Annotated in this window: 20 protein-coding genes; 6 read left to right on the top strand and 14 right to left on the bottom strand. The window is 72.3% G+C overall.

Features of this window, described 5'->3' with window-relative positions; translation table 11 throughout:
* Positions 1 to 63: 63 nt before the first annotated feature.
* Genes IEZ13_RS06970 through IEZ13_RS06985 form a run of 4 tightly spaced genes read right to left on the bottom strand, consistent with a single transcriptional unit; the run spans position 64 to position 3,949 of the window.
* A complete protein-coding gene (locus IEZ13_RS06970) occupies positions 64 to 879 on the bottom strand; it encodes an ABC transporter permease (protein WP_229794520.1) in 816 nt (271 codons plus the stop codon).
* Positions 876 to 1,721 carry an ABC transporter permease gene (locus IEZ13_RS06975; protein ID WP_183218910.1) on the bottom strand — a complete coding sequence of 282 codons (846 nt, stop codon included), beginning with the start codon at positions 1,719 to 1,721 and terminating at the stop codon, positions 876 to 878. The genes IEZ13_RS06970 and IEZ13_RS06975 overlap by 4 nt, the downstream gene beginning before the upstream one ends.
* 1 nt (position 1,722) lies before the next feature.
* Complete coding sequence (locus tag IEZ13_RS06980) at positions 1,723 to 2,925, bottom strand: ABC transporter substrate-binding protein (RefSeq protein WP_183218911.1); 1,203 nt, start codon at positions 2,923 to 2,925, stop codon at positions 1,723 to 1,725.
* Complete coding sequence (locus IEZ13_RS06985; protein ID WP_372441849.1) at positions 2,918 to 3,949, bottom strand: ABC transporter ATP-binding protein; 1,032 nt, start codon at positions 3,947 to 3,949, stop codon at positions 2,918 to 2,920. The genes IEZ13_RS06980 and IEZ13_RS06985 overlap by 8 nt, the downstream gene beginning before the upstream one ends.
* Positions 3,950 to 4,034: 85 nt before the next feature.
* Here IEZ13_RS06985 and IEZ13_RS06990 point away from each other — a divergent pair, with 85 nt between their 5' ends.
* Genes IEZ13_RS06990 through IEZ13_RS07000 form a run of 3 tightly spaced genes read left to right on the top strand, consistent with a single transcriptional unit; the run spans position 4,035 to position 8,645 of the window.
* Positions 4,035 to 4,766 (top strand): FadR/GntR family transcriptional regulator, encoded by a 732-nt coding sequence (locus IEZ13_RS06990; RefSeq protein ID WP_183218912.1) that lies wholly within the window; start codon positions 4,035 to 4,037, stop codon positions 4,764 to 4,766.
* Between the two features lie 11 nt (positions 4,767 to 4,777).
* The gene (locus tag IEZ13_RS06995; RefSeq protein WP_183218913.1) at positions 4,778 to 5,497 is read left to right on the top strand and encodes a PDC sensor domain-containing protein; all 720 of its coding nucleotides are present in this window, start codon (positions 4,778 to 4,780) and stop codon (positions 5,495 to 5,497) included.
* A gap of 37 nt (positions 5,498 to 5,534) precedes the next feature.
* On the top strand, positions 5,535 to 8,645 hold the full coding sequence (locus IEZ13_RS07000) for an ATP-binding protein (RefSeq protein WP_183218914.1): 3,111 nt from the start codon (positions 5,535 to 5,537) through the stop codon (positions 8,643 to 8,645).
* On the opposite strand, the gene IEZ13_RS07005 is transcribed toward IEZ13_RS07000, so the two are convergent.
* The 3 genes from IEZ13_RS07005 to IEZ13_RS07015 form a co-directional block, all read right to left on the bottom strand.
* A complete protein-coding gene (locus IEZ13_RS07005) occupies positions 8,635 to 9,714 on the bottom strand; it encodes an SGNH/GDSL hydrolase family protein (RefSeq protein ID WP_203833718.1) in 1,080 nt (359 codons plus the stop codon). The genes IEZ13_RS07000 and IEZ13_RS07005 overlap by 11 nt on opposite strands.
* Positions 9,715 to 9,889: 175 nt before the next feature.
* Positions 9,890 to 10,519 (bottom strand): SMI1/KNR4 family protein, encoded by a 630-nt coding sequence (locus IEZ13_RS07010; RefSeq protein ID WP_203833719.1) that lies wholly within the window; start codon positions 10,517 to 10,519, stop codon positions 9,890 to 9,892.
* Positions 10,503 to 11,306, bottom strand: coding sequence for an SDR family oxidoreductase (locus IEZ13_RS07015; protein ID WP_183218915.1), 804 nt, complete (start codon positions 11,304 to 11,306; stop codon positions 10,503 to 10,505). Before IEZ13_RS07015 ends, IEZ13_RS07010 begins: the two co-directional genes overlap by 17 nt.
* Positions 11,307 to 11,361: 55 nt before the next feature.
* On the opposite strand from IEZ13_RS07015, the gene IEZ13_RS07020 reads away from it, so the two are divergent.
* The 3 genes from IEZ13_RS07020 to IEZ13_RS07030 all read left to right on the top strand — a co-directional run bounded on the left by IEZ13_RS07020 (position 11,362) and on the right by IEZ13_RS07030 (position 14,389).
* A complete protein-coding gene (locus IEZ13_RS07020; protein ID WP_183218916.1) occupies positions 11,362 to 12,039 on the top strand; it encodes a hypothetical protein in 678 nt (225 codons plus the stop codon).
* A 474-nt stretch (positions 12,040 to 12,513) separates the two neighbouring features.
* Positions 12,514 to 13,641, top strand: coding sequence for a coiled-coil domain-containing protein (locus IEZ13_RS07025; protein WP_183218917.1), 1,128 nt, complete (start codon positions 12,514 to 12,516; stop codon positions 13,639 to 13,641).
* Between the two features lie 409 nt (positions 13,642 to 14,050).
* Positions 14,051 to 14,389, top strand: a complete 339-nt coding sequence (locus tag IEZ13_RS07030; protein WP_183218918.1) for an RNA polymerase-binding protein RbpA — start codon at positions 14,051 to 14,053, stop codon at positions 14,387 to 14,389.
* A 66-nt stretch (positions 14,390 to 14,455) separates the two neighbouring features.
* Here the strand turns inward: IEZ13_RS07030 and IEZ13_RS07035 are convergent, their stop codons facing one another.
* The 7 genes from IEZ13_RS07035 to kamD form a co-directional block, all read right to left on the bottom strand.
* Positions 14,456 to 14,965, bottom strand: coding sequence for an FxsA family protein (locus IEZ13_RS07035; RefSeq protein ID WP_183218919.1), 510 nt, complete (start codon positions 14,963 to 14,965; stop codon positions 14,456 to 14,458).
* A gap of 67 nt (positions 14,966 to 15,032) precedes the next feature.
* Entirely contained in the window at positions 15,033 to 15,821 is a 789-nt protein-coding gene (locus IEZ13_RS07040) for a polyprenol monophosphomannose synthase (protein WP_183218920.1), read from the bottom strand.
* Positions 15,818 to 17,431, bottom strand: coding sequence for an apolipoprotein N-acyltransferase (lnt, locus tag IEZ13_RS07045; protein ID WP_183219335.1), 1,614 nt, complete (start codon positions 17,429 to 17,431; stop codon positions 15,818 to 15,820). Before lnt ends, IEZ13_RS07040 begins: the two co-directional genes overlap by 4 nt.
* Positions 17,432 to 17,853: 422 nt before the next feature.
* A complete protein-coding gene (locus IEZ13_RS07050; protein WP_183218921.1) occupies positions 17,854 to 19,071 on the bottom strand; it encodes a glutamate mutase L in 1,218 nt (405 codons plus the stop codon).
* The gene (gene kal / locus IEZ13_RS07055; protein ID WP_183218922.1) at positions 19,068 to 19,430 is read right to left on the bottom strand and encodes a 3-aminobutyryl-CoA ammonia lyase; all 363 of its coding nucleotides are present in this window, start codon (positions 19,428 to 19,430) and stop codon (positions 19,068 to 19,070) included. Before kal ends, IEZ13_RS07050 begins: the two co-directional genes overlap by 4 nt.
* Entirely contained in the window at positions 19,427 to 20,158 is a 732-nt protein-coding gene (gene kamE / locus IEZ13_RS07060; RefSeq protein WP_183218923.1) for a lysine 5,6-aminomutase subunit beta, read from the bottom strand. The genes kal and kamE overlap by 4 nt, the downstream gene beginning before the upstream one ends.
* Positions 20,155 to 21,690, bottom strand: a complete 1,536-nt coding sequence (gene kamD / locus IEZ13_RS07065) for a lysine 5,6-aminomutase subunit alpha (RefSeq protein ID WP_183218924.1) — start codon at positions 21,688 to 21,690, stop codon at positions 20,155 to 20,157. Before kamD ends, kamE begins: the two co-directional genes overlap by 4 nt.
* Positions 21,691 to 21,694 lie beyond the last annotated feature (4 nt).

Consider the following 21,694-nt stretch of genomic DNA (forward strand, 5'->3'; position numbering starts at 1 on the left):
CCGGGGCGAGCGACTCGCCACGGAGGATCGGCCACGAGAACGCCGGGTTTACCGAATGCGGGATCAGGTTCGACCGGCGCCCGCCCGGGGTCCGGCGATGCGCTGGGCCAGCCACACCGGGATCACTGAGAGGACGATCAGAACCGCGGCCACCACGTTGACGACCGGGGCCTGGTTGGGCCGGAACAGGTTGTTGAAGATCCAGATGGGCAGAGTGGTCACCCCGGGCCCGGCGGTGAAGGTGGTCACGATGATCTCGTCGAAGGACAGCGCGAAGGCGAGCAGCCCACCGGCCAGCAGGGCGGACCGGATCAGCGGGAAGGTGACGTACCGGAAGGTCTGGAAGCCGGAGGCGCCCAGGTCGGCCGACGCCTCCTCCAGGTTGGTGCCGGTCCGGCGCAGCCGGGCCAGCACGTTGTTGTAGACCGTCACCACGCAGAACGTGGCGTGGCCGACGATGATCGAGAACATCCCCTTGCCGATGCCGAGGTCGCCCATCACCGACCGCCAGGCGCTGTCCAGGGCGATGCCGGTGACGATGCCGGGCAGCGCGATCGGCAGCACCACGAGCAGCGAGATCGTGTCCCGGCCGAAGAACTGGAACCGCTGCACCGCGAAGGCGATCATCGTGCCCAGCACCAGGGCGATCGCGGTGGCGCCGAGCCCGGCCTGCACCGACGTGAGCAGCGCCTGCCGGGCGCCGTCGTTGGCCCAGGCGGCCGACCACCAGCGGGTGGTGAGGTCGTGCGGCGGCCAGGCGAAGGTGCGGTCGCCGTTGAACGAGTTGATCAGCACCAGCAGCAGCGGCACGTAGATGAACGTGAGCCCGAGCGCCATCACGGCACGCAGCGCCCAGCGGGCGGGGGCAGACAGCGTCACAGCTCCTCCAGGGCGCCGGAGCGGCGGACCGCGAGCAGGTAGATCACCATGATCAGCACGGGGACGGTGGCGATCGCGGCGGCGAACGGGAGGTTGTTGGCGGCGCCGATGTTGGCGTAGACCAGGTTGCCGATGAGCTGGGTCTTGCCGCCGACGATCTGCACGGTGATGTAGTCGCCGAGCGACAGCGAGAACGTGAAGATCGACCCGGCGAAGACCGACGGGACCAACGTCGGCAGGACCACCGACCGGAAGGTACGCCCGGCGCGCGCCCCCAGGTCGGCGGAGGCCTCCAACAGCGAGTCCGGCAGCCGTTCCAGTCCGGCGTAGACCGGCAGGATCATGTAGGGCAGCCACATGTAGGCGAGCACCAGGACGGTCGCGGGCAGCCCGTAGCCGGGCCCGTCGAAGAGGGTGTCCATGGGGCCGTTGTTGGCCAGCAGGATCCGCCAGGCGTAGGCCTTGACCAGGTAGCTTGCCCACAGTGGAGTGAGGATGGCGATGACCAGCCAGTGCCGGGATCTCGCCGACGCCACCTTGGCCATGAAGAACGCCATCGGCACGGCGACGACGACGCAGATGACGGTGACCGCCGCGGCCACGCCGACACTGCGCAGGGCGACGTTCCGGTACACCTCCTCGGTGAGGATGGTCCGGAAGTTCCCCAGGGAGAACTGCCGGACCACCTCGCCGGTGAAGCCGTTCACGGTCCAGAACGCCGACACCAGCAGCACCGCGAGCGCGCCGAGATAGGCGACGACCAGCCAGAGCAGGGGCGCCGAGAGCAGGCCGGCCAGGCGCAGGCGCGGGTGCCGGTGCAGGTACGAACCGAGACCTACCACGTCATCCCTTGATCGTCGTCCAGGCCTGGGTCCAGGCCGAGTAGTCCTTGCAGGTCACGTCCTTGCGCCCGTCGATGCACCGGGCGAGCGGGGTGGTCCAGTACCAGACCTGCTCGAAGTAGGCCTCGTCCTCGGCGTGGAAGGTGGCGCAGTGGTTCTTGTCCTTGGTCTCGGCGCAGGACAGCCTGTTGGACGGCGCCTCACCGAACCACTCGGCGACCCCGGCGTTGGCCGTGGGCGAGATGATGTGGTTCATCCACAGGTACGCGCAGTTGGGGTGCCCGGCCTTGGCGGACACCATCCACGTGTCGGACCAGCCGGTGGCGCCCTCGGCCGGCAGGATCGCCTCGACGGGCGCGCCGTCGGCCTTGGTCAGGTTGGTGATGACCTGCCAGGTGGTGCCGAGCACCGAGTTGCCGGCCTTGAAGGCCTGCACCTCCTTGGTGTAGTCGGACCAGTACTCGCCGATCAGCTCGTTCTGCTGCTTGAGCAGGTCGACGGCCGCCTGGAACTGGGTGTCGTCGAGGGCGTACGGGTTCTTGATGTTCAGTTCCGGCTTGGTCTTCATGAGGTAGAGCGCCGCGTCGGCGATGTAGATCGGCGAGTCGTACGCGGTGATCTTGCCCTTGTGCGGTGACGCCGGGTCGAAGACGGCGCTCCACGAGGTGGGCGCCGGGGTGACCGTGTCGGTGCGGTACATGAGCAGGTTGGCGCCACGGCCGTGCGGGGCACCGTAGGGCACGCCGTCGACCGAGTTCCAGGCCTTGTTCTTCAGGCCCTCGAAGACGTCCTTGTAGTTGCTGAGCAGATCGGTGTTGACCGGGGCGACGTCGCCGCCGTAGATGAGCCGCAGCGACGCGTCACCGGAGGCGGACACCACGTCGTACTCGCCGGTCTTCATGAGGGCGACCATCTCGTCGGACGTCCCGGCGATCTTGTTGTTGACCTGGCAGCCGGTCTCCTTTTCAAAGCCGGTGACCCAGTCGACGCTCTTGTCGGTGGAGCCGTCCTCGACGTACCCGGCCCAGGAGACGACGTTGACCTCGCCCTCGCCGGCGCCGAGAGCCGCCAACTTGTCGATCTTCGGGACGGTGAGGCCGCCGGGGCCGCTGCCGGCCGCGTCGCCGCCACCGTCACCGCCGCATCCGGCGAGCGTGAGCACGCCCGCGGCCAGTGCCGCCAACAATATTCTTCCGCTATGCATGCGCGGTCTCCTTCGCAACAGGGGGAATCTCGACGATGTGCTCGTCGTGCCAGGTCAGGTGCACCCGCTGGCCGCGGGCGGCCAGGGGCGCGCCGTCGTGGCGGTTCTGGGAGACGACGACGGCGCGGCTGCCCGCGTCGAGGTCGACGACATACCGGGTGACGGCGCCGGCGTAGACGACCTCGGCGACCGTGCCGGGCGCACCGGTGTCCGCGGAGATCTCGATCTTCTCGGGGCGTACCGAGAACACGCCGTCGCGGGCGAACAGCGCCCGGGACACGTCACCGGTGAACACATTGGAGGTGCCGACGAAACCGGCGACGAAGGAGCTGCGTGGCCGTTCGTACACCTCCTCGGGGGTGCCGACCTGGGCGATGCGCCCGGCGTCGAAGACCGCGACCCGGTCGCTCATGGTGAGCGCCTCGTCCTGGTCGTGGGTGACGAAGACGAAGGTGATGCCGACCTCGCGCTGGATGGCCTTGAGCTCCACCTGCATCTGCTCGCGCAGTTTCAGGTCGAGCGCGCCGAGCGGCTCGTCGAGCAGCAGCACCTTGGGCCGGTTGACCAGGGCGCGGGCCAGGGCGACGCGCTGCCGCTGACCGCCGGACATGGCGGCCGGGCGACGGCCGCCGAAGCCCTCCAGCCGGACCGAGGCGAGGGCCTGTTCGGCGCGCTCCCGGCGCTCCCGCCTGGCGACCCGGCGGACCTTGAGCCCGTACTCCACGTTCTCCAGCACCGTCATGTGCGGAAACAGGGCGTAGTCCTGGAAGACGGTGTTGACGTCGCGCTCGAAGGGCGCGAGCCGGGTCACGTCCCGCCCGCCCAGCTCGACGGTCCCGGCGGTGGGCAGCTCGAACCCGGCGATCATCCGCAGCACGGTGGTCTTGCCCGAGCCGGACGGGCCGAGCATGGAGAAGAACTCGCCGTCGGCGATCGCGAGGTCGACGCCGGCCACGGCATCGACCGCGCCGAACGACTTACGGAGCCCGGTCAGCCGGATGGCCGGGGTTGAGATGTCGGTCACGGCGAAAACGTATGGCGTCAGACTTTAAAGGTCAAGACAGCCCGGTAACCGGTTCGTTAACAGCCATACGGAAGAATCACGGCCCATGGGGACGTCCCGAGCCAGCGCGCGATCCGTGGTGTTCGCGCCACTCGACCCGCACAGCCGAGCCGAGACGGTCGTCCGTCGGCTCACCGACGCCATCACGTTCGGGCTGCTCACCGACGCCGAGCAGCTGCCCAGCGAGACCGACCTGGCGGCACAGTTCGGGGTCTCCCGGGTGACCGTCCGGGAGGCTCTGGTGGCGCTGCGGCAGCAGAACCTGGTGGAGACACGCCGCGGTCGTGGCGGCGGCAGCTTCGTGCGCGCGCCCACGGCGGCCGCCGACCGGTCCCTGCGGTCCCGGCTCTCCGAACTGAGCCTGCCCAACCTGCGCGACACGGCCGACCACTACGCGGCGGTCGCGGGGGCCGCCGCACGGCTGGCCGCCCAGCGCGCCGACGCCGACGACATCCTGCGCATCGAGGAGGTCGACGCCGACGTGGCCGGGCCGCTGCACCGGATGGAGCGGGCCTACCACCTGGAGGTCGCGGCGGTGGCCCAGTCCGCCCGCCTGGCCCGGGAGGAGATCCGGTTCGCCGGCGAGCTGGGCACGCTCCTCTGGTCCCCGATACTCCAGACCGCCGACAGCACCTATGATCCGCACGCGGAACACCGGGCCATCACGGCGGCCATCGCGGCCGGCGACGGCGACCTGGCCCGCAGACTCACCGAAGAACACATAGAGACGGCCGTCGAGCGGCTCGTTACGCTGCACTTGACGCTGGTCGAGCCGTAAAGGTGGGCCCCGTGGGACAGACGATCACAAGCGAGACGACAGCCCTGGCCGCACGCGTCACCACCCTGGCCGAGGCCGCCTTCGCCACCGCCGACGGGCTGCGCCGCCGGGCCGAGGATCTGTTCACCGGCGGGCGGCCCGCCTCGGCCGACCTGGCCGTGCTGCGCCCGTGGGTGACCGAGGCGCTGGGCGGGCTGATCAACGGGGCCGGGGTGATCACCGTCCCGCTCGCCGACGGGCGGCCCGGTCTGGAGTGGTGGATGGGTTCCCCGGCGCAGCGTTCCCGGCTGACCCTCGACCTGGACCCGGCCAGTGACACGTTCGTCGACGTGGGCCGTCAGCCGTGGTATTCGGTGCCCCGCGACACCGGCCGCCGCCACGTGACCGGGCCGTACGTCGACTACGTCTGCGCCGAGCAGTACGCGCTCACCTTCACCGTCCCGGTCACCGACCACGGCACGTTCGCCGGGATCGCCGGGGCGGACGTGTTCGTCGGCGACTTCGAACGCGCCCTGCGCCCGGCCCTGCGGGCGGTCGGCACACCGGTCGCGCTGGTCAACACGCACGGCCGGGTGGTCGCCGGCAGCACGGCCCACCACCTGGCGGGCTCCCTGATCCGGGACGCGCACATCCGGACGGCGCTGCTCACCGCGCTTCCGGCGGTGCTGCCCGGCGGGGTTCGGCTAACGCCGTGCGGCACCCTGCCCCTGGCGGTCCTGACCTGGCCGTGAGGTCGGCGCCCGGCATCGACCGTGGCAGGATCTGCTGGTGCGGATCGGGATGCTTGGATCGTTCGAGGTGCACGGCGACGACGGCGCCCTCACCGAGGTGCCCGGCGCACGGCTGCGCGGGTTGCTGATCGCCCTGGCGCTGGAGACCGGCCGGGTGGTGCCGAAGGCGGCCCTGGTCGACTGGATCTGGGGTGGACACTCGCCCGCCGACGCCACGAACGCCCTGCACCGTCTGGTCTCCCGGCTGCGCAAGGCGCTGCCGGACGGCGCGGTCGAGGGGCACGCCGAGGGCTACCGGCTGACCGTCGAGCCGGACGCGGTCGACGCCGTCCGGTTCGAGCGCCTGGTCACCACGGCGCACGCCCGGGCCGGCGACGACCCGGCCCGCCAGCGGCTGCTGCGGGAGGCGCTCGGCCTGTGGCGCGGGCCCGCCATGCGGGATGTCACGCTGCCGGACAGCGCGGCCTTCGGCGCGGCCGTCACCCGGCTGGAGGAGCTGCGCCTGGCCGCGCTGGAGGACCGGTACGAGTCCGGCGCCGGCCGCCCCGAACTGGTCCCCGAACTGACCACTCTGGTCGCGGCGCACCCGCTGCGGGAACGGCTGGCCGCCGCCCTGATGCGCGCCCTGGCCGCGGCCGGCCGGGGCAGTGAGGCGCTGCTGGTCTACCAGCGCACCCGGGAGGCGCTGGCCGACGCCCTGGGGGTGGACCCGTCACCGGAGCTGTCCGCCCTGCACGTCGCCCTGCTGCGCGGCGACGCCCGGCGGCCGGAGCAGCGGCGGACCAACCTGCGCGCCGAGCTGACCAGCTACGTCGGCAAGTCGGCCGACGTCACGGCGGTCCGGGAGCTGGTGGCCGGGCACCGGCTCACCACACTGACCGGGCCGGGCGGCTCGGGCAAGACCCGGCTGGCCGCGGAGTCCGCCCGTACCCTGCTCGATGATCTTCCGGACGGGGCGTGGCTCGTGGAGCTCGCCGCCATCGGCCCGGACGGTGACGTGGCGCAGGCGGCTCTCGCCGGGCTCGGCCTGCGCGACACCCTGCTCGGCGAGGCGCCGCCGGCCGGCCCGCTGGAGCGGCTGACCGCCGCCGTCCGGGACCGGGAGACGCTGCTCATCCTGGACAACTGCGAGCACGTGATCGAGGCGGCGGCGGAGTTCGCGCACCGGGTGCTCGGCGAGTGCCCGAAGCTGCGGATCCTGGCGACCAGCCGGGAACCGCTCGGCATCGTCGGCGAGGCACTGTGGCCGGTGGAGCCGCTGGCCCTGCCCGCGGACGACGGCGACGCCGCCGGCTCCCCGGCGGTACTGCTGCTGCGCGACCGGGCCGGCGCCGTCCGCAAGGACCTCGGGAGCGACCCCGCCACCCTGTCCACGATGGTCCGGGTGTGCCGGGCGCTGGACGGGATGCCGCTGGCCATCGAGCTCGCGGCGGCCCGGCTGCGGACCATGTCCCTCGATCAGCTCGCGCATCGCCTCGACGACCGGTTCCGCCTGCTCACCGGCGGCAGCCGTACCGCCCTGCCCCGGCACCGGACGCTGCGGGCGGTGATCGACTGGAGCTGGGAGCTGCTGTCCGGGGCGGAACGCACGATGCTGCGGCGGCTGTCGGTGTTCTCCGGCGGGGCGAGCCTGGAGGCGGCCGAGCGGGTCTGCGGCGGCGACCACCTGGAGCTGCTCACCTCGCTCACCGAGAAGTCGCTGCTGGTGGCCGAGGGGGACGGCGCGCCCCGCTACCGGATGCTGGGCACCATCAGGGAGTACGCCGGTGACCGGCTGGCCGAGGCCGGCGAATCGGAGCAGACCCGGCGGGCGCACCTGGACTGGTGCACCGAACTGGCCGAGACCGCCGAGCCGCATCTGCGCCGGGCCGGGCAGCTCCACTGGCTGGCGCTGCTCCAGGCCGAGCACGACAACATCGGGGCCGCGATGCGCGGGGCGCTGGCGACCGGTGACGCGCCCGCGGCGATGCGGCTGGCCGCGGGCGCCGGCTGGTACTGGTGGCTCAGCGGCAACAAGACCGAGGGCGTGGAGCTGATCCTGGCGGCCACCGGGACGCCCGGTGCGGTGCCCGACGACATCCGGGCCACCGTCTACGCGATCTTCACCATGTTCCTGACCGACGGCCCCGGCGACGAGCACCGGGCGGCCGAGTGGATCATCAAGGCGTACGAGCTGAGCCGGCACGCCCCACGCCACCACCCACTGATCGGTTTCACCGCCCCGCTGGAGCGCCTGCTGCGGGAACCGGGCGCGGTCCTGTCCGCCTTCGAACCGCTGCTCGACGACCCGGATCCGTGGGCCCGCGCGCTGGCCCGGCTGCATCTGGGCAAGATGCGGACACTGCTCGGCCACGGTGGACACGACGCGGACGCCCACCTCGAGACGGCGCTCACCGAGTTCCGGGCGCTCGGCGAGCGGTTCGGCATCTCGTTCGCGCTGATCGAGCTGGCGAACCGGATCGCCACCCGCGGCGAGTTCACCACCGCCTGCGGATACTACGAGGAGGCGATCGAGGTGGTCACCCCGATCGGCGCGGTCGAGGACGTGATCCGGATGCGGGCCCGGCAGGCGCAGCTGTACTGGCTGGCCGGTGACCGGGAGGCCGCCGCGACCGCGCTCGACGGGGCGCGGCGCTCGGCGGAGCGGGTCACCTGGCCGGGTTCGCTGGCCGAGCTGGCTCTCGCCGAGGCGCGCCTGGCCCACTGGGCCGGCGACCGGAAGCAGGCGTACCGGCGGCTCACGGCCGCGACCGGGATCCTGGGCGCGGACGCCGAGCGGCCGAACCTCCGCGGCGAGATCGAGGATCTGCTCGGCTACCTCACCGAGGATCACCACGAGGCCGGTACGCACCGCGCCGCCGCCTACCGCGCGGCGGTCGAGACCGGCCACGCGCCGCTGATCGCCCAGGTGCTCGTCGGCGTCGCCGACCAGGCGCTGCGCCACGACGACCCGGAGCAGGCGGCGCGGCTGCTCGCGGCGAGCACCGCGGTCCGGGGCCTGCCGGACTGCGCGCACCCGGACGCGGCCCGGATCGAGCGGACCGTCCGCGACCGCCTGGGCGAGGGGTTCGCCGAGGCGACGGCGGACGGCGCGGCTGCCGACTGGCGCCGGCTGGCCGAGGTCACGCTCGCCTCTCTCAGCGGGTGAAGACGTCCAGCGGGACCGCGTCGGCGATGGCCTGGAACCCGGCCGCGCCGGGGTGCAGGTGGTCGCCCGAGTCGTACGCCGGCCGGAACCGGGTGGGCACGGACGGGTCGTGGGTGGCCCGGTCCGCGTCGAGGACGGCGTCGCAGCCGCTGCCGGAGCCGCGCAGGAACTCGTTGATCTCACCGCGGGCCGACTCGCCGCGAGCGGTCCAGTAGCCCGCGCCCTCGTACGGCGTGAGCGTCGAACAGATCACCCGCAGCCCCGCCCCGTGCGCCCGCTCGACCAGCGTCCGGAGGGCGCCGATCAGCTCGGCGGCGGACGGCGGATCGGCCGCGCCCAGGTCGTTTATCGCGTCGTCCGAGATGATCACCCAGCGGGCGCCCGGCCGGCTGAGCACGTCGCGTTCGAACCGGTTCAGCGCGCTCTCACCGCGGTCGTCGGCGGTGAGCCGGTTGCCGCTGATCCCGGCGTTGAGCACCCCGACCGTGTGCCCGGCCGCGCGCAGGCGGTCGGCGAGCAGGTCGGGCCAGCGCTGGTTGCCGTTGAAACGGGAGCCGAACCCGTCGGTGATGGAGGCCCCGAACGCGACCACCGCACCGGCCGCGTCCGGGTTGCGCACGTCCAGCCCGGACAGGAAGTACCAGCTGCTCTCGGTCCTCGCCCCGGACAGCGTGCCGGCCGCCGCCTGGTCACCGGAGGCGACGTACGTGTCCTGCACCGCGATCCCGTGCGTGGTCCCGCCGGCCGTGGTGGGCAGGTGCACGGTGACCGCCACGTCCCCGTCCGCCGGCACCGGGAACGCCACCTCGTCGCTGACCGCGGTCTGCCCGGCCGGCACGGTCGCCGAGGTCGCGCCCCCGAACGTGACCGGCCGGGAGTCCGTGACGGTGCCGCCGCCGGTGCGGTTCGCCAGGTAGGCCGAGCCGATGACCAGCGGCCCGCTGCCGAACTCGTTGGAGAACCGGACACGGGCGCTGTCGCCGCCGATGCTGGTGTGCACGATCTGCCGTACCGTGTGATCTTGAAAAGACCGCCCACCGTGCTGGACCGCGGTCCCCCAGGTCCCCACCCACGAAGCCGGCGCGGCCGACGGGACCGGAGCCGATGGCGACGGCGGCATGGGCACGGGCGGCGCCGAACACCCCGCGGCGAGACTCAGCGCGAACGCCACCGCGCACCGCCGCATCGACATGCTGATCATCGGCGCACATTCTGCCAATCGACGGTCACCGCGCTGCTCGAGGTCAGCCCCACGGCGCCGGGCGCAGCGGCTCGCCGTTGACCTCGGTCTCCCCGGCCAGGCCCCACCACAGTTCGCCGCCGCCGATCAGATAGGCGTGCCAGGGCCCGACCTGGGCGCCGGACTCCAGCCCGTCGGCGACGGCCGTCAGGTAGGCGCCCAGCGACGGCCAGCCCTCGTCGAAGTAGGCCGGGTTGCTGGTCGGCGCGATACCGAGGCGGCCGTGGCCGGGGCCGTCGCGCAGGTCGATGACCAACAGCGAGACGTCGCAGGTGGAGAACGGGATCCAGCGCTCGTGCCACCACGGCTCGTCGTTCGGCGGGTGGACCGTGAAGCCGTCGACGTCCTCGGCGACGTCCATCCGGATCTCGTACGCCTCGGCGACCCCGGCCGCGGACAGCGGGACGCCCTCCGGCAGCAGATTGGCCCACCGGGTCAGGCCGTCGTGCCGTAGCAGCGACTCGACCAGCTCGTCCGGCATCGCCAGGCCCGTCCCGGCGATCCGCTCCCGGGTGGCCGGCGGCGCCAGCACCGACAGGCCGCCCGGGGCGTGCCGGCCCAGCCACCGCTCGATACGGATCCAGGCCGCGGTCACGTCACTCAACGATTTCTCCGGGTCAGCGGGGAAGGTCATGCCGCCGGTGGACGATCTTCTCGACGACGCCGCCGGGCAGCAGCCGCCGCAGCGCGAAGACGAGCGGCGCGTTGCTGCCCACCGCGTACCGTGCCTTCGGCCGCTTTGCCTCGATCGCCGTGACGATCGTGGCGGCGACCCGCTCGGCGGTGATCCCGGCCCGCTCGTTGCGGTTCAGCGCGGTCAGCATCCGCTCGAAGTCGGCCCGGTACGGCGAGCCGTCGCCGATGTACTTCGTGCGCCGCTCGCTGATGCCGGTCGCGATCGACCCGGGCTCCACCGTGGTCAGCCACACCCCGAACGGCGACAGCTCGTGCCGTGCCCCGTTGCTGAACCCCTTGATCGCGGCTTTCGAGGCGACGTACGACGAGCGGTACGCCAGCGGGAACGACGCCAGCATCGACCCGACCATCACCACCCGGCCGTGACCGCGGTCCCGCATCCCCGGCAGCGCGAGCTGCGTGAGCCGGACCGGGCCCAGCACGTTCACCTGGAAGATCCGCCGCAGCGCCTCGCCCGGCAGTTCCTCGATCGGACCGGACTGGCTCTCGCCCGCGTTGTTGACCAGCACGTCCACGCCGCTCAGCGTCCCGGCGAGGCCCTCGATCGAGGCGTCGTCGGCGAGGTCGAGTGCCACGTACTCGACGCCGGGCGCCCTCTGTTCCGGCTTGAGCGAGGACGGGTCACGGCTGGTGCCCAGCACGCGATAACCGCGGGCGGCCAGTGCCGCCGCGGTCGCTTTCCCGATACCGGACGAGGCGCCGGTGACCAACGCGGTGCGATTCACGTGAGCAACCTAGCTGCCCTTGACCGGCCGGTCACGCCGGGAGATCGTCACGCCCATGATCTCCGACGTGTGGCTGTCCGATTTCACGCCCGGCGCGGAGCTGTTCCGCAGCGAACGCGAGTTTCGCTTCCACGGCCACGGCATCACCCACAGCCCACTGATGTTCATCTCCTTCCCCGGTCCGGACGGTCCCCGGACCGCGATCCAGCTCCAGTTCCGCCCGGTCGACGTGCTGCGCGTCCAGCGGATCTACCCGGGTCTCGTGGTGCGCTGCGCCACCGCCGCGGAGGCCGCCGGGGTCACCGCGACGCTGACCCGCCCGATCGACGACGGCGCCCACGTCCTCCTGCTGGAGTCCGGGCCGGCCCGCGACTTCGTCGTCTGCCAGGGTTTCGGCTGGCGGGAGGGTGTGCTGCCGCGCATGCAGGCGGGCTTCTACAACGCACCCTCCCGGTACGACCCGATGTGGCCCACCGGCCCCTTCGCCGGCACCGTCAACGACCTCGACTTCTCCCCTCCCGCCGAGGTGGCCGCCACCGTGATCGAGGGCTTCCCCGACCAGACGTCGCGCCGGGACCGCCGCGGCTGGGCCTGGGTGTTGACCGCCCGCGACGGTTCCTCCCACACCACAGTGGGCGTGTTCCTCTCCGAGACCGACGCCGAGGAGGCCGCCGACCTGCTTCGCCCCACGGTCCGCTCCTGCCGGGTAGACCAGGTCCCGATCGCTTTCTGACCCGCCGGCTCCCCGTTGCCGTCTCGCGGTTGAAACAGCAACGGGCCCGGTGGGCGCACACGATCGGCCTCTCCGGCGGGCGGGCGCACACGGTCGGGCGGCCGAAGCCGCGACGGGCGCACACGGAAGACGGTGCGTGCGCGGCCACCAGGGCTATGTGCCACGTAGGCGACCACGAAGCCGCCACCGCGCGCGCCCACCCACCGTGACCGGCGGCACGAAGGAAGTGACGGGAGGCCCGGCCTGCCCGGGCCCCGATCTGCGCCCGGCGGGCGCGGCACGGGCGGGAGTGGGCAGCAAGATCGCGCCGACCGGACGGAACGGCCCCGACAAGGCGGGACGACGACACGCGTACCCGATAAGGATCGAAACGCGGGCCGGGACCACGAAAGATCTCGGGCCGGCCATGATCGAGCTGTTGCGCCGGTGTGGTTGCCGGGGTGGTGCCGCCGCCCCGCATAGGGTGGGAACTCTATGACTGTGCAGGATTCCGAAGCCGAGACCCGTCCCTGCGCCCACTGCGGGCGCCCCGTGCCGCAGCGCGCCTCCGCCGGGCGCCCGTTCCGCTACTGCCGTGACAACGACGGCGAGTGCCAGCGGGCCTCGCGCAACGTGCGGATGCGGCACCGTTCATCGCCGGGGCTGGCCGGGCAGGTGGCGCGCACCTGGGAGGTCGTCGACCGGCTCGACCAGTTGGTCGGCACGCTGACCGAGGCGCTGCACTCGGAGATGTCCCCGGCCGGGGTGGAACGCCAGCTCGCCGAGGTTCGGGCGGAGACGTCCGGGCAGGTGGCGGCGGCGCACGCGGAACGCGACGACGCCCGCCGCGACGCCGAGCAGGCGGCCGACGCGGCGATCGCGGCACAGCAGGTCGCGGCGGCGGCCACCGCCGAACGGGACGAGGCCCGGCGGCAGGCCGGTGACGCGCAGCGCGCCGCCGAGGAGGCCGGGCTCCGGGAGCAGGAGGCGGTCACGGCCCGCGACGAGGCGGTCCGGGCGGCGACCGCGGCCGCGGCGCTGCGCGAGCGGGCCGAGGCCGAGCGGGACGCCGCGGCCGAGGAGCTGGCCACGGCCGAACAGGATCTTCAGGGGGTACGGGCACAGCGTGACGCCACGGAACGGGACCTGAAGGCAGCGCTCCAGGACGCCAGGGAGTTCCGTGACCGGGCCGAGGAGGAGCAGCACCGCTCCCAGGAGCGGCTGACCGCGGCGCGGGCGGAGGCGGATCGCGCCACGACCGAGGCGGAGCAGGCCCGGCAGGCGGCGGCCGCCGCCGGACGGGACCGGGACGACGCGGCCGCCCGGGCACGGCAGGCGCACGCCGAGGCCGCCGCGAAACGGGACGAGCTGGCGGCGGTGGTCGCGGAACGGGACGGCCTCCGGCGTACCGGGGAGGATCTCGAACGTGCCGCCGAGCGCGCCGCGCGGGAACGCGCCGATCTGGAACGCCGCCTCGCGTCCGCCCGTGCCGACGCCGACGCCGCCCAGGAGCGGGTGGCCCAGTTGACCTCGCAGGTGAGCGATCTGGCGTCCGCGCTGGCCGCTCTGGGTGCCGCCCGCCCGGGCCCGCCGGCTCAACCTGCTCCGTCCGGCAACAGTTGAGCCGGCCCACCGGGTGTTTCGCCCGCTTTTCCAGGCCCTGGCCGTAAACTGGTGAAGTTTCTCACGTCCCACCGGCCTGTAAGCGGCGGAGCGGGAACCGATCACTACCGTGGGCGAGCCGGAGGGTGACCTACGGTTCCGTGATTTACGAGTGAATTCGACCCAGTGACCGACATCGCACCACCCGTAGAACTCCCAAACCGCCATAAGGTGGACCAAGGTCCACTCGGCGGCGGGCTCGGTTTGCCGGGTGGGGTGAGTGGCCGGTTACGCTCATAGCGTTAACACCGCCGATACAGGCGGCCGATAGGGACTTTGGCGGTGCCGGAATTCCGGTGGAGGAATCCGGCGGCCGCTCCTTTCGTTACACCAACGAGAGCAGCACCACTAAGCGAGGGGAAAGCCGATCATGGGCGAACGCATGCTGCGCGGCAGCCGTCTTGGCGCGGTCAGCTACGAGTCCGACCGTAACACCGAGCTGGCGCCCCGACAGTCCCGCGAGTACCTGTGCGTCAAGGGTCACCAGTTCGAGGTGCCGTTCGCCGTCGATGCCGAGGTGCCGACCACCTGGGAGTGCAAGTTCGACGGCAGTGTCGCCCGCCTGGTCGACGGCAACGAGCCGGAGCAGAAGAAGGCGAAGCCGCCGCGCACCCACTGGGACATGCTGCTCGAGCGGCGTTCGATCGCCGAGCTGGAGGACATCCTCAACGAGCGGCTGCAGGAGGTTCGCACCCGCCGAGGTCGCTGAAATCCGCACACACGAGAAGGCCGCCCCCTCCAGACGGAGGGGGCGGCCTTCTCGTGTTCCGACCGGCTAGCGGACTATCTCGCCCTCGATGGCGGCGGCCGGCGGGCGCGGCTGGTCGTCGTCGACGACCACGACGGTGACCGGGTCGCTCTGGTGCACGCGGACCCGGCGCGGCCCGAACAGGTCGCCGGTGGCGGCGCCGCCCAGGTTGCGCTGGGCGAACCGCTCCACTCCACGGCGGGCCAGGATCCGGCCCGGTGGCAGCAGCAGGAGCAGGCCGGCGACGCCGGTGAGGAAGCCCGGCAGGGCCAGCAGCAGCGCCCCGAAGAGGCCGATCAGGGAGTTGCTGACCTCCCCGCCGGGCGGGCGCCCCGCCCGGACCGCCTCCTGGAAGGCACGGAAGCCGCGAACGCCCTCGCGGCGCAGCAGTGCGATGCCGGAGACGCAGGACGCGACGAGCAGCAGGACCGCCCAGAGCGCGCCGATGGCGTCCGCCACCGCCAGGAAGACCACGATCTCCGCCACCGCCAGCAGCGGGAACGCGATCGGTAGGTAGGCAAGCCTGCTACGCCGCATGTCGAACTCCACTCACCGATGGGTGTCGCGAGCCCGTCTCACGACCGGCCCCGTCCAGCATGACACCTCACGGCCAGGTGGTGCTCTGCCGTTGCTTGCGGTTGAGCAGGTTGAGCAGGTCTTCCTTGCGGGCCTGAGCGCCCCACAGGGTGACCCTCAGCAGCTGTTCCTTGAAGATGTTGCCGCTCATCTTGCTGACGCCGTGTTCGCGCTCGGTGAACGTGATCGGCACCTCGATCATCCGGAACCCCTGCCGGTACGCCCGCCAGGCCATCTCCACCTGGAACGAGTAACCGGTGGAGGCGATGGTGCTCACCTCGATCTTGTCGAGGACCGACAGACGGTACGCCCGGTAGCCGCCGGTCGCGTCCTTGAACGGCATGCCCAGCGCCATCCGGATGTAGATGTTGCCGCACCGCGACAGCAGCAGGCGCCGCAGCGGCCAGTTGTGCACGCTGCCGCCCGGGATGTAGCGGGTGCCCAGGACCGCGTCGTGGTCGCCCAGCGCGTCCAGCAGGCTGGGCAGCTCCTCCGGGGCGTGCGAGCCGTCCGCGTCCAGCTCGACGACCGCGTCGTACCCCTTGTCCTTCGCCCACTGGAAACCGGCCTTGTAGGCCGCGCCCAGGCCCTCCTTGCCGGCCCGGTGCAGGACGAAGATGTGATCGTCGGCCTCGGCCAGCTCGTCGGCGATGGCGCCGGTCCCGTCCGGCGAGTTGTCGTCCGCGATCAGGATGTCGACGGCCGGGACCGCTTTACGAACCCGATCGGTGATCACCCGGACGTTGTCCGCCTCGTTGTAGGTGGGGATGATCACGAGGACCCGTCCCACTCCCGGGTAACCTTCCGCCTCGCTCACCGTTCCTCCGAAACCTGTACGCCGTCACTGTTGATAGTCCCCCGTCGGCGGCGCAACGGCAGCACACCGATGAGGGCGACGACCGTACCAAAGACGATGACCGCCTCCGGCCGAGCGCCCGAACGAGTCGCCAGCGTACGCGGTCCGTCCAGATTCATGTCACGCACCACCACCGCCGCTGTGTTGAAACCGGTCGAATCGTGCACATCACCTGTCGCGTCAACGAATCCGGACACTCCCACGGTGGACACCATCAGGGCCTCCCGGCCGTGCTCGACGGCCCGAAGGCGGACCATGGCCAACTGTTGGCGGGCCTCGGCCTCGTTGAAGGTGGCGTTGTTGGTCTGCACCGCCAGGATCTGGGCGCCGCCGGTCACCACGTCCCGGACGATCCCGTCGTAGGCGACCTCGAAGCAGATGACGTCACCGAGGACCGCGGCGCCGGTGTCGACGACCCCGGGCTCGTCGCCGCCGAGCATGTTACGGACCAGGTCGGCCTTGTCGCTGACCAGCCGGGCGATCGAGCGCAGCGGCATGTACTCGGCGAACGGCACCGGGTGGCGTTTCTCATACTGCTGGGCGTGGTCGGGGCCGGTGCCGGGCCGCCACAGGATGCCCACGTTGTAGATGTCGCCGGGCACCTCGGTGCGCTGGAGGGTGCCGACCAGGATGGGCGCCTTGATCGCGTCGGCGGCGGACTGGATGAGGGCGGCCGCGTCGGCGTTCTGGAGCGGGTCGATGTCGCTGGAGTTCTCCGGCCACACCACCAGGCCGGGCTGCTTCTGCCGGCCGGCGGCGACCTCGGCGGCCAGCGCTCGGGTGGCGTTGACGTGGTTGTCGAGCACGGCCCGCCGCTGGGCGTTGAAGTCGAGGCCGAGCCGGGGCACGTTGCCCTGCACGATCGCGACCGTGGTGGCGTCGCCGCCCGGCACGGTCAGCGGCAGGGCGGCCGGCGCGGCCAGCAGCAGGGCGGTCACGGCGGCGAAACCGGCGGCGGGCAGCAGGGTGCGGGGGCTCCACCGGCGCCAGGCCAGCGCCACTAGAGCGCCGCCGGCGGCCGCTACGGCGAAGGTGACCAGGGGGGCGCCACCGTAGGCCGCCAGCCGCAGGGTCGGCGCGTCACCCTGGCTGAACGCGATCCGCCCCCAGGGGAAGCCGCCGAACGGGGTGCGGTCGCGCAGGAACTCGCTCGTGGTCCAGATCAGCCCGGCCAGCAGCGGCCACAGCGCCCGCCAGCGGTCCACCAGCGGGGACAGCCAGGATCCGGCCAGGCCGGCGAGGCCCACGTACAGCGCCTGGAGGCCGGCCAGCAGCGTCCAGGGCAGCCAGCCGGCGGCGATCCGCGTCCACTCCAGCATGGGGAAGAACAGCACCACCCCGGCCAGCACGCCGAGCCCGAACCCGGCCCGCAGACGGCGCCGGTGCACGGCCGCGGCCAGCAGCGCCACCCCGACCGGTGAGAGCCACCACAGGTCGTACGGGGGAAGGGCCAGCAGCAGGGCCGCGCCGGCGGCGACCGCGAGGGCCACGGCCACCGGCGGGCGCAGCGGGCGCGCCGTCGGCTCCGGGCCGGCGCCCGGCTCGGCGAGCACCCGCGGGGGGAGAGTCATTTCCACCCGTGGCAGGCTACCCGCCCGCGACCTGCGACGACGGAGGGGCGCGGTCACGGTTCGACCACGCCCCTCGGGTGCTCCTGTCCTCTCCACGGCCGGTGAAATCCGCGGGATCTCGCCGTGACCTTCGGACCGACCCGCCGCGTGCCGGATGCCCGCGTCGTGCCGTTGTCTACTGGCCATGGACCGATCCCCGGAAGGGCCACCTGAACGCGGCCCGGTCCGCACCGCTCCGCGCGCCCCCGCCCCCTGGACCTGGCTGTACGCGCGACCCCTGCGAGGACTGCGGCCAGTGGGTGGAGGAGCGGAGCGGATCATGACCGCTCGCCGTGGAACAGGACCAGAAGACGGTACGTCGTCCACCCGCCGCCCTGTCAACCGGGGCCCCCGCGTTGCGGCGTGTCGTATTCACCGGCGTGTCACATCTCGTACCTGATCGAGTTACTCAGGAGTTCACCGGCGACCGCGGGATGGTCGGCCGACAGGAGACCGGCGGCGGCCAGAACGTACTGCTCGTCGATCACGGTGCGGGCCCGGTCCGGGGGCGCCCAGCCACCGGCCACATCGGACAGCACGGCGCCGAGGACCCGCTCTCCCCCACCGTGGCGCAGCACACCACCGGAGCCGAGCAGGAGACGTACGTCACACAACCCCGGACGGCCGCGCGCATGCCGGCGCAGAGCGACCACCGCGGCCGTCGCCGCCAGATCCCGGTCGTCGCCCGGTTCCGGCAACTTCTCCGCCACGGCCGCGGCCCGGGTGCCGTCCGCACCGGCGGCCACGCCCAGATCGCCCTCGACGGTGCGGGCCCGCCACAGGGTGCCGGCCACGTCCCGCCGGGGCCCGGTCTCGCTCTCCGGATCGGGAACGAGCGCCGAGTAGACGTCGGTGGTGGCGCCGCCCACATCGACGACCAGGATGCCGAACCCGGTCCGGTCGGCCAGCGCCTCGACCCCGGCGAGCACCGCGTCCGGGGTGGCGGCGCGCACCAGCGAGGCGAACCGGCGGCCCCGGGAGAGACGTTTGCCACCGATCACGTGACGCAGGAAGACGTCCCGGATCGCGGCGCGGGCCGGCAGCGGGTCCAGGACGCCGATGCGCGGCAGCACGTTGGCGGCCGGGGTCACCGGCACCCCGCGGGCGGTCAGGACGGCGAGCGCCTCGTCGCGTACGTCCGCGTTGCCGGCCAGGACCACCGGGAGCCGGATCCGGGCCGCGGCCAGGCGGCGGGCGTTGTGCAGCAGCACCTCGCCGTCGCCGCCGTCGGTGCCGCCCACCAGCAGCAGCACGTCCGGGCGGGCGGCGCGCAGCCGGGTGAGACCGGGCCCGCTCATCGGCCCGGCAGCGACGTGCACCACCTGCGCGCCGGCGGACAGGCCGACCCGGTGCCCGGCCTCGGCGGTGACCAGAGCCTCGTACCCGATCACGGCGAGCCGCAGCCCGCCGCCCGCGGAGGAGCAGACGCGCAGCTCGTCGCCGCCGCCCACGGCGGCGACGGCGGCATCCAGCCCGTGCAGCACGTCGGTCGCGGAGGTGGTCGGCACCTCGGCGCGGCGGATCAGTCGCGCGCCGTCCAGATCGATCTTGGCGGCTTTGGTGTACGTGGACCCGACGTCCACGCAGACCGCGGTCGTCACTTCGGTGGGACGACGACGGTGCCGGTCGCCGTGGTGGCGACGATCGGCTCGCCGAGCACCGCGGCGGCGGAGCCCTCGGTGCCGCGGCAGACCACCCGTACCTCGAAGTCGATCTTCCGGGAGCGGGTGCCCATCTTCACCACGGTCCCGGTGATCTCCAGCATGTCGCCGGCCCGCACCGGGGCCTTGAACTGCACGTCGTCGTAGGAGGCGAAGAGCCCCTCGTCGCCGTCCAGCCGGATGCAGATCTCGGTGGCCACGTCGCCGAACAGGCCGAGCGAGTAGGCGCCGTCGACGAGGTTCCCGGCGTAGTGGGCGTGGGCGTAGGGCACGTAGCGGCGGTGCGTCACGGTGATCATTTCGAGCTCCCGGCGAGGGCGTGAACGAGATAGGAGGCGACCTCGCGGGGCGTGGTGCCGCGGCTGAAGATCCGGTCGACGCCCAGCTCGTCCGTCATCAGCTCGTCGAACCGGGGACCGCCCACGATCAGCAGGGGCCGTTTGCCGGCCGGCAGCGCCTCCCGGAACGCCGCCGACATGGCCCGGGTGTTCTGGAGGTGCGCGTCGCGCTGGGTGACGACCTGGGAGACGAGCACCGCGTCGGCCTTCTTCTCCCGGGCGGTCTCCACCAGGTCGGGCACCGACACCTGGGCGCCCATGTTGGTGACCGACAGCTCGGAGTAGTACTCCAGGCCCTTCTCGCCGGCGATGCCCTTGAGGTTGAGGATGGCGTCGATGCCGACGGTGTGCGCGTCGGTGCCGATGCAGGCGCCGACCACGTTGAGCCGCCGCCGCAGCCGCCGTTTGATCGCGGCGTTGACCTCCTTGGCGCTCAGCAGCGGGAAGTCACGCTCGACCACCTGGACCTTCTCGGTGTCGACGAGGTGGTTCACCTTGCCGTACACGACGAAGAAGGTGTAGCCGTCGCCCATCTGCTTGGCGTGCACCAGCATGGCCGGGTCCATGCCCATCTTGCCGGCCAGCTGGAGGGCGGCGCCCTCGGCGCGTTTGTCGTGCGGGATCGGCAGGGTGAAGGAGATCTGCACCATGCCGTCGCCGGTGGTGTCCCCATAGGGCCGGATGATCACAGCGCCTCCGCGACCGGGTTGTAGTAGTCCTCGTCCTGCTTCTCGACGCCGTCCAGGCCCTTGCCCCGGTCCGCGGGCCGTTTCATGATCCCGAACGTGCCGTCCGCGATGGCGTTGAGCATGCCGTCGTCGACGATGCGCTCCAGCAGGTCGATCGCCTCGGAGAGGACCTGGTTCGCGCGGCCGCGGATGAACGGCCCGGGGGTGAAGTCCTCGTGCAGGTTCCCGGCGCCGTTGAGGACGTACCGGACGTTCTGCAGGGCGATGTCGCGGTCGGACAGCCAGGGCGTGACGACCGCCTCGGTCATCATGCCGACCAGCAGGATGCCCTGTCCGGTGAGCGCCCCGGCCAGGTTGAAGAAGCCGTCGAGCAGGTTGCCGCGGAACACGTCCCCGGTCATGTGCTTGGTCGGCGGCATCCACTTCAGCGGCGCGTCGGGGAACAGCTCACGGGCGAGCAGCGCGTGCGCCAGCTCCAGGCGGAACGATTCCGGCAGATCCGGATTTATCTCGAAAGCGTGCCCCAACCCGAGTTGCCAGTCCGCCAGGCCGGCCTCGTGGGCGAAGTACTCGTTCATCAGCTGCGACACCGTCACCGTGTGCGCGGCCTCGACGGCGTCGGCGGTGGTCAGGTAGTTGTCCTCGCCGGTGTTGATGATGATCCCGGCGCGGGCGTGGATCTGCCGGGAGAACCGCTGGTCGACGAAGGTGCGAATCGGGTTGATGTCGCGGAACAGGATGCCGTACATCGAGTCGTTGAGCATCATGTCCAGGCGCTCCAGCCCGGCCAGCGTGGCGATCTCCGGCATGCACAGGCCGGAGGCGTAGTTGGTCAGCCGCACGTACCGGCCGACCTCCTTCGACGTCTCGTCCAGGGCGGCCCGCATCAGCCGGAAGTTCTCCTGCGTGGCGTAGGTGCCGGCGAACCCCTCGCGGGTGGCGCCCTCCGGCACGTAGTCCAGCAGCGACTGGCCGGTGGACCGGATCACCGCGATCACGTCGGCGCCGGCCCGCGCCGCCGCCTGGGCCTGCGGGATGTCCTCGTAGATGTCGCCGGTGGCCACGATCAGATAGATCCACGGGCGCTGCTTCGGGTCCCCGTGCCGCTTGATCAGCCGGTCCCGCTCGGCCCGCCGCCGGTCGATCGTCCTGAGACCGGCCGCGGTGGCGCGCTTGGCCCGCTGCCGCGCCCTACCGGGAGAGGCCGGCATGGTGAACCGCACCGACCCCGCCGCGGCCTTCTGCGCCAGGACCGTCACGTCCTCCACACCGGTCGTCTCCATCGCGTGGAACACCGGCACGGCCACCCCGTGACCGAGCCCGACGTCCGCACGCACCGCGTCGACCAGCCGGTTCACCCACGGGATGCCGTCCGGGTCGGCGCCGGTCACCCCGGCCAGCCGCAGCACCGCACGCTCCACCGACACGGTCGTGTGCGACCGTGCCAGGTCGACCACCGGCTGCCCCGCCCGCGCGGCGAGCGCCCTTGCCCGCGCGACCACGGTCGCATCCAGATCCAGCTTCCCGGCCAACGAA

The organism is Actinoplanes campanulatus (assembly GCF_014647795.1).
GTDB classification, from domain to species: domain Bacteria; phylum Actinomycetota; class Actinomycetes; order Mycobacteriales; family Micromonosporaceae; genus Actinoplanes; species Actinoplanes campanulatus.

Bases quoted from the DNA above. Each gene is read 5' to 3' on its own strand.
- IEZ13_RS06990 (WP_183218912.1), top strand. From the start codon at position 4,035: ATGGGGACGTCCCGAGCCAGCGCGCGATCCGTGGTGTTCGCGCCACTC.
- IEZ13_RS06980 (WP_183218911.1), bottom strand. From the start codon at position 2,925: ATGCATAGCGGAAGAATATTGTTGGCGGCACTGGCCGCGGGCGTGCTC.
- kal (WP_183218922.1), bottom strand. From the start codon at position 19,430: ATGATCACCGTGACGCACCGCCGCTACGTGCCCTACGCCCACGCCCAC.
- lnt (WP_183219335.1), bottom strand. From the start codon at position 17,431: ATGACTCTCCCCCCGCGGGTGCTCGCCGAGCCGGGCGCCGGCCCGGAG.
- IEZ13_RS07035 (WP_183218919.1), bottom strand. From the start codon at position 14,965: ATGCGGCGTAGCAGGCTTGCCTACCTACCGATCGCGTTCCCGCTGCTG.
- IEZ13_RS07025 (WP_183218917.1), top strand. From the start codon at position 12,514: ATGACTGTGCAGGATTCCGAAGCCGAGACCCGTCCCTGCGCCCACTGC.
- IEZ13_RS07030 (WP_183218918.1), top strand. From the start codon at position 14,051: ATGGGCGAACGCATGCTGCGCGGCAGCCGTCTTGGCGCGGTCAGCTAC.
- IEZ13_RS07010 (WP_203833719.1), bottom strand. From the start codon at position 10,519: ATGACCTTCCCCGCTGACCCGGAGAAATCGTTGAGTGACGTGACCGCG.
- IEZ13_RS07020 (WP_183218916.1), top strand. From the start codon at position 11,362: ATGATCTCCGACGTGTGGCTGTCCGATTTCACGCCCGGCGCGGAGCTG.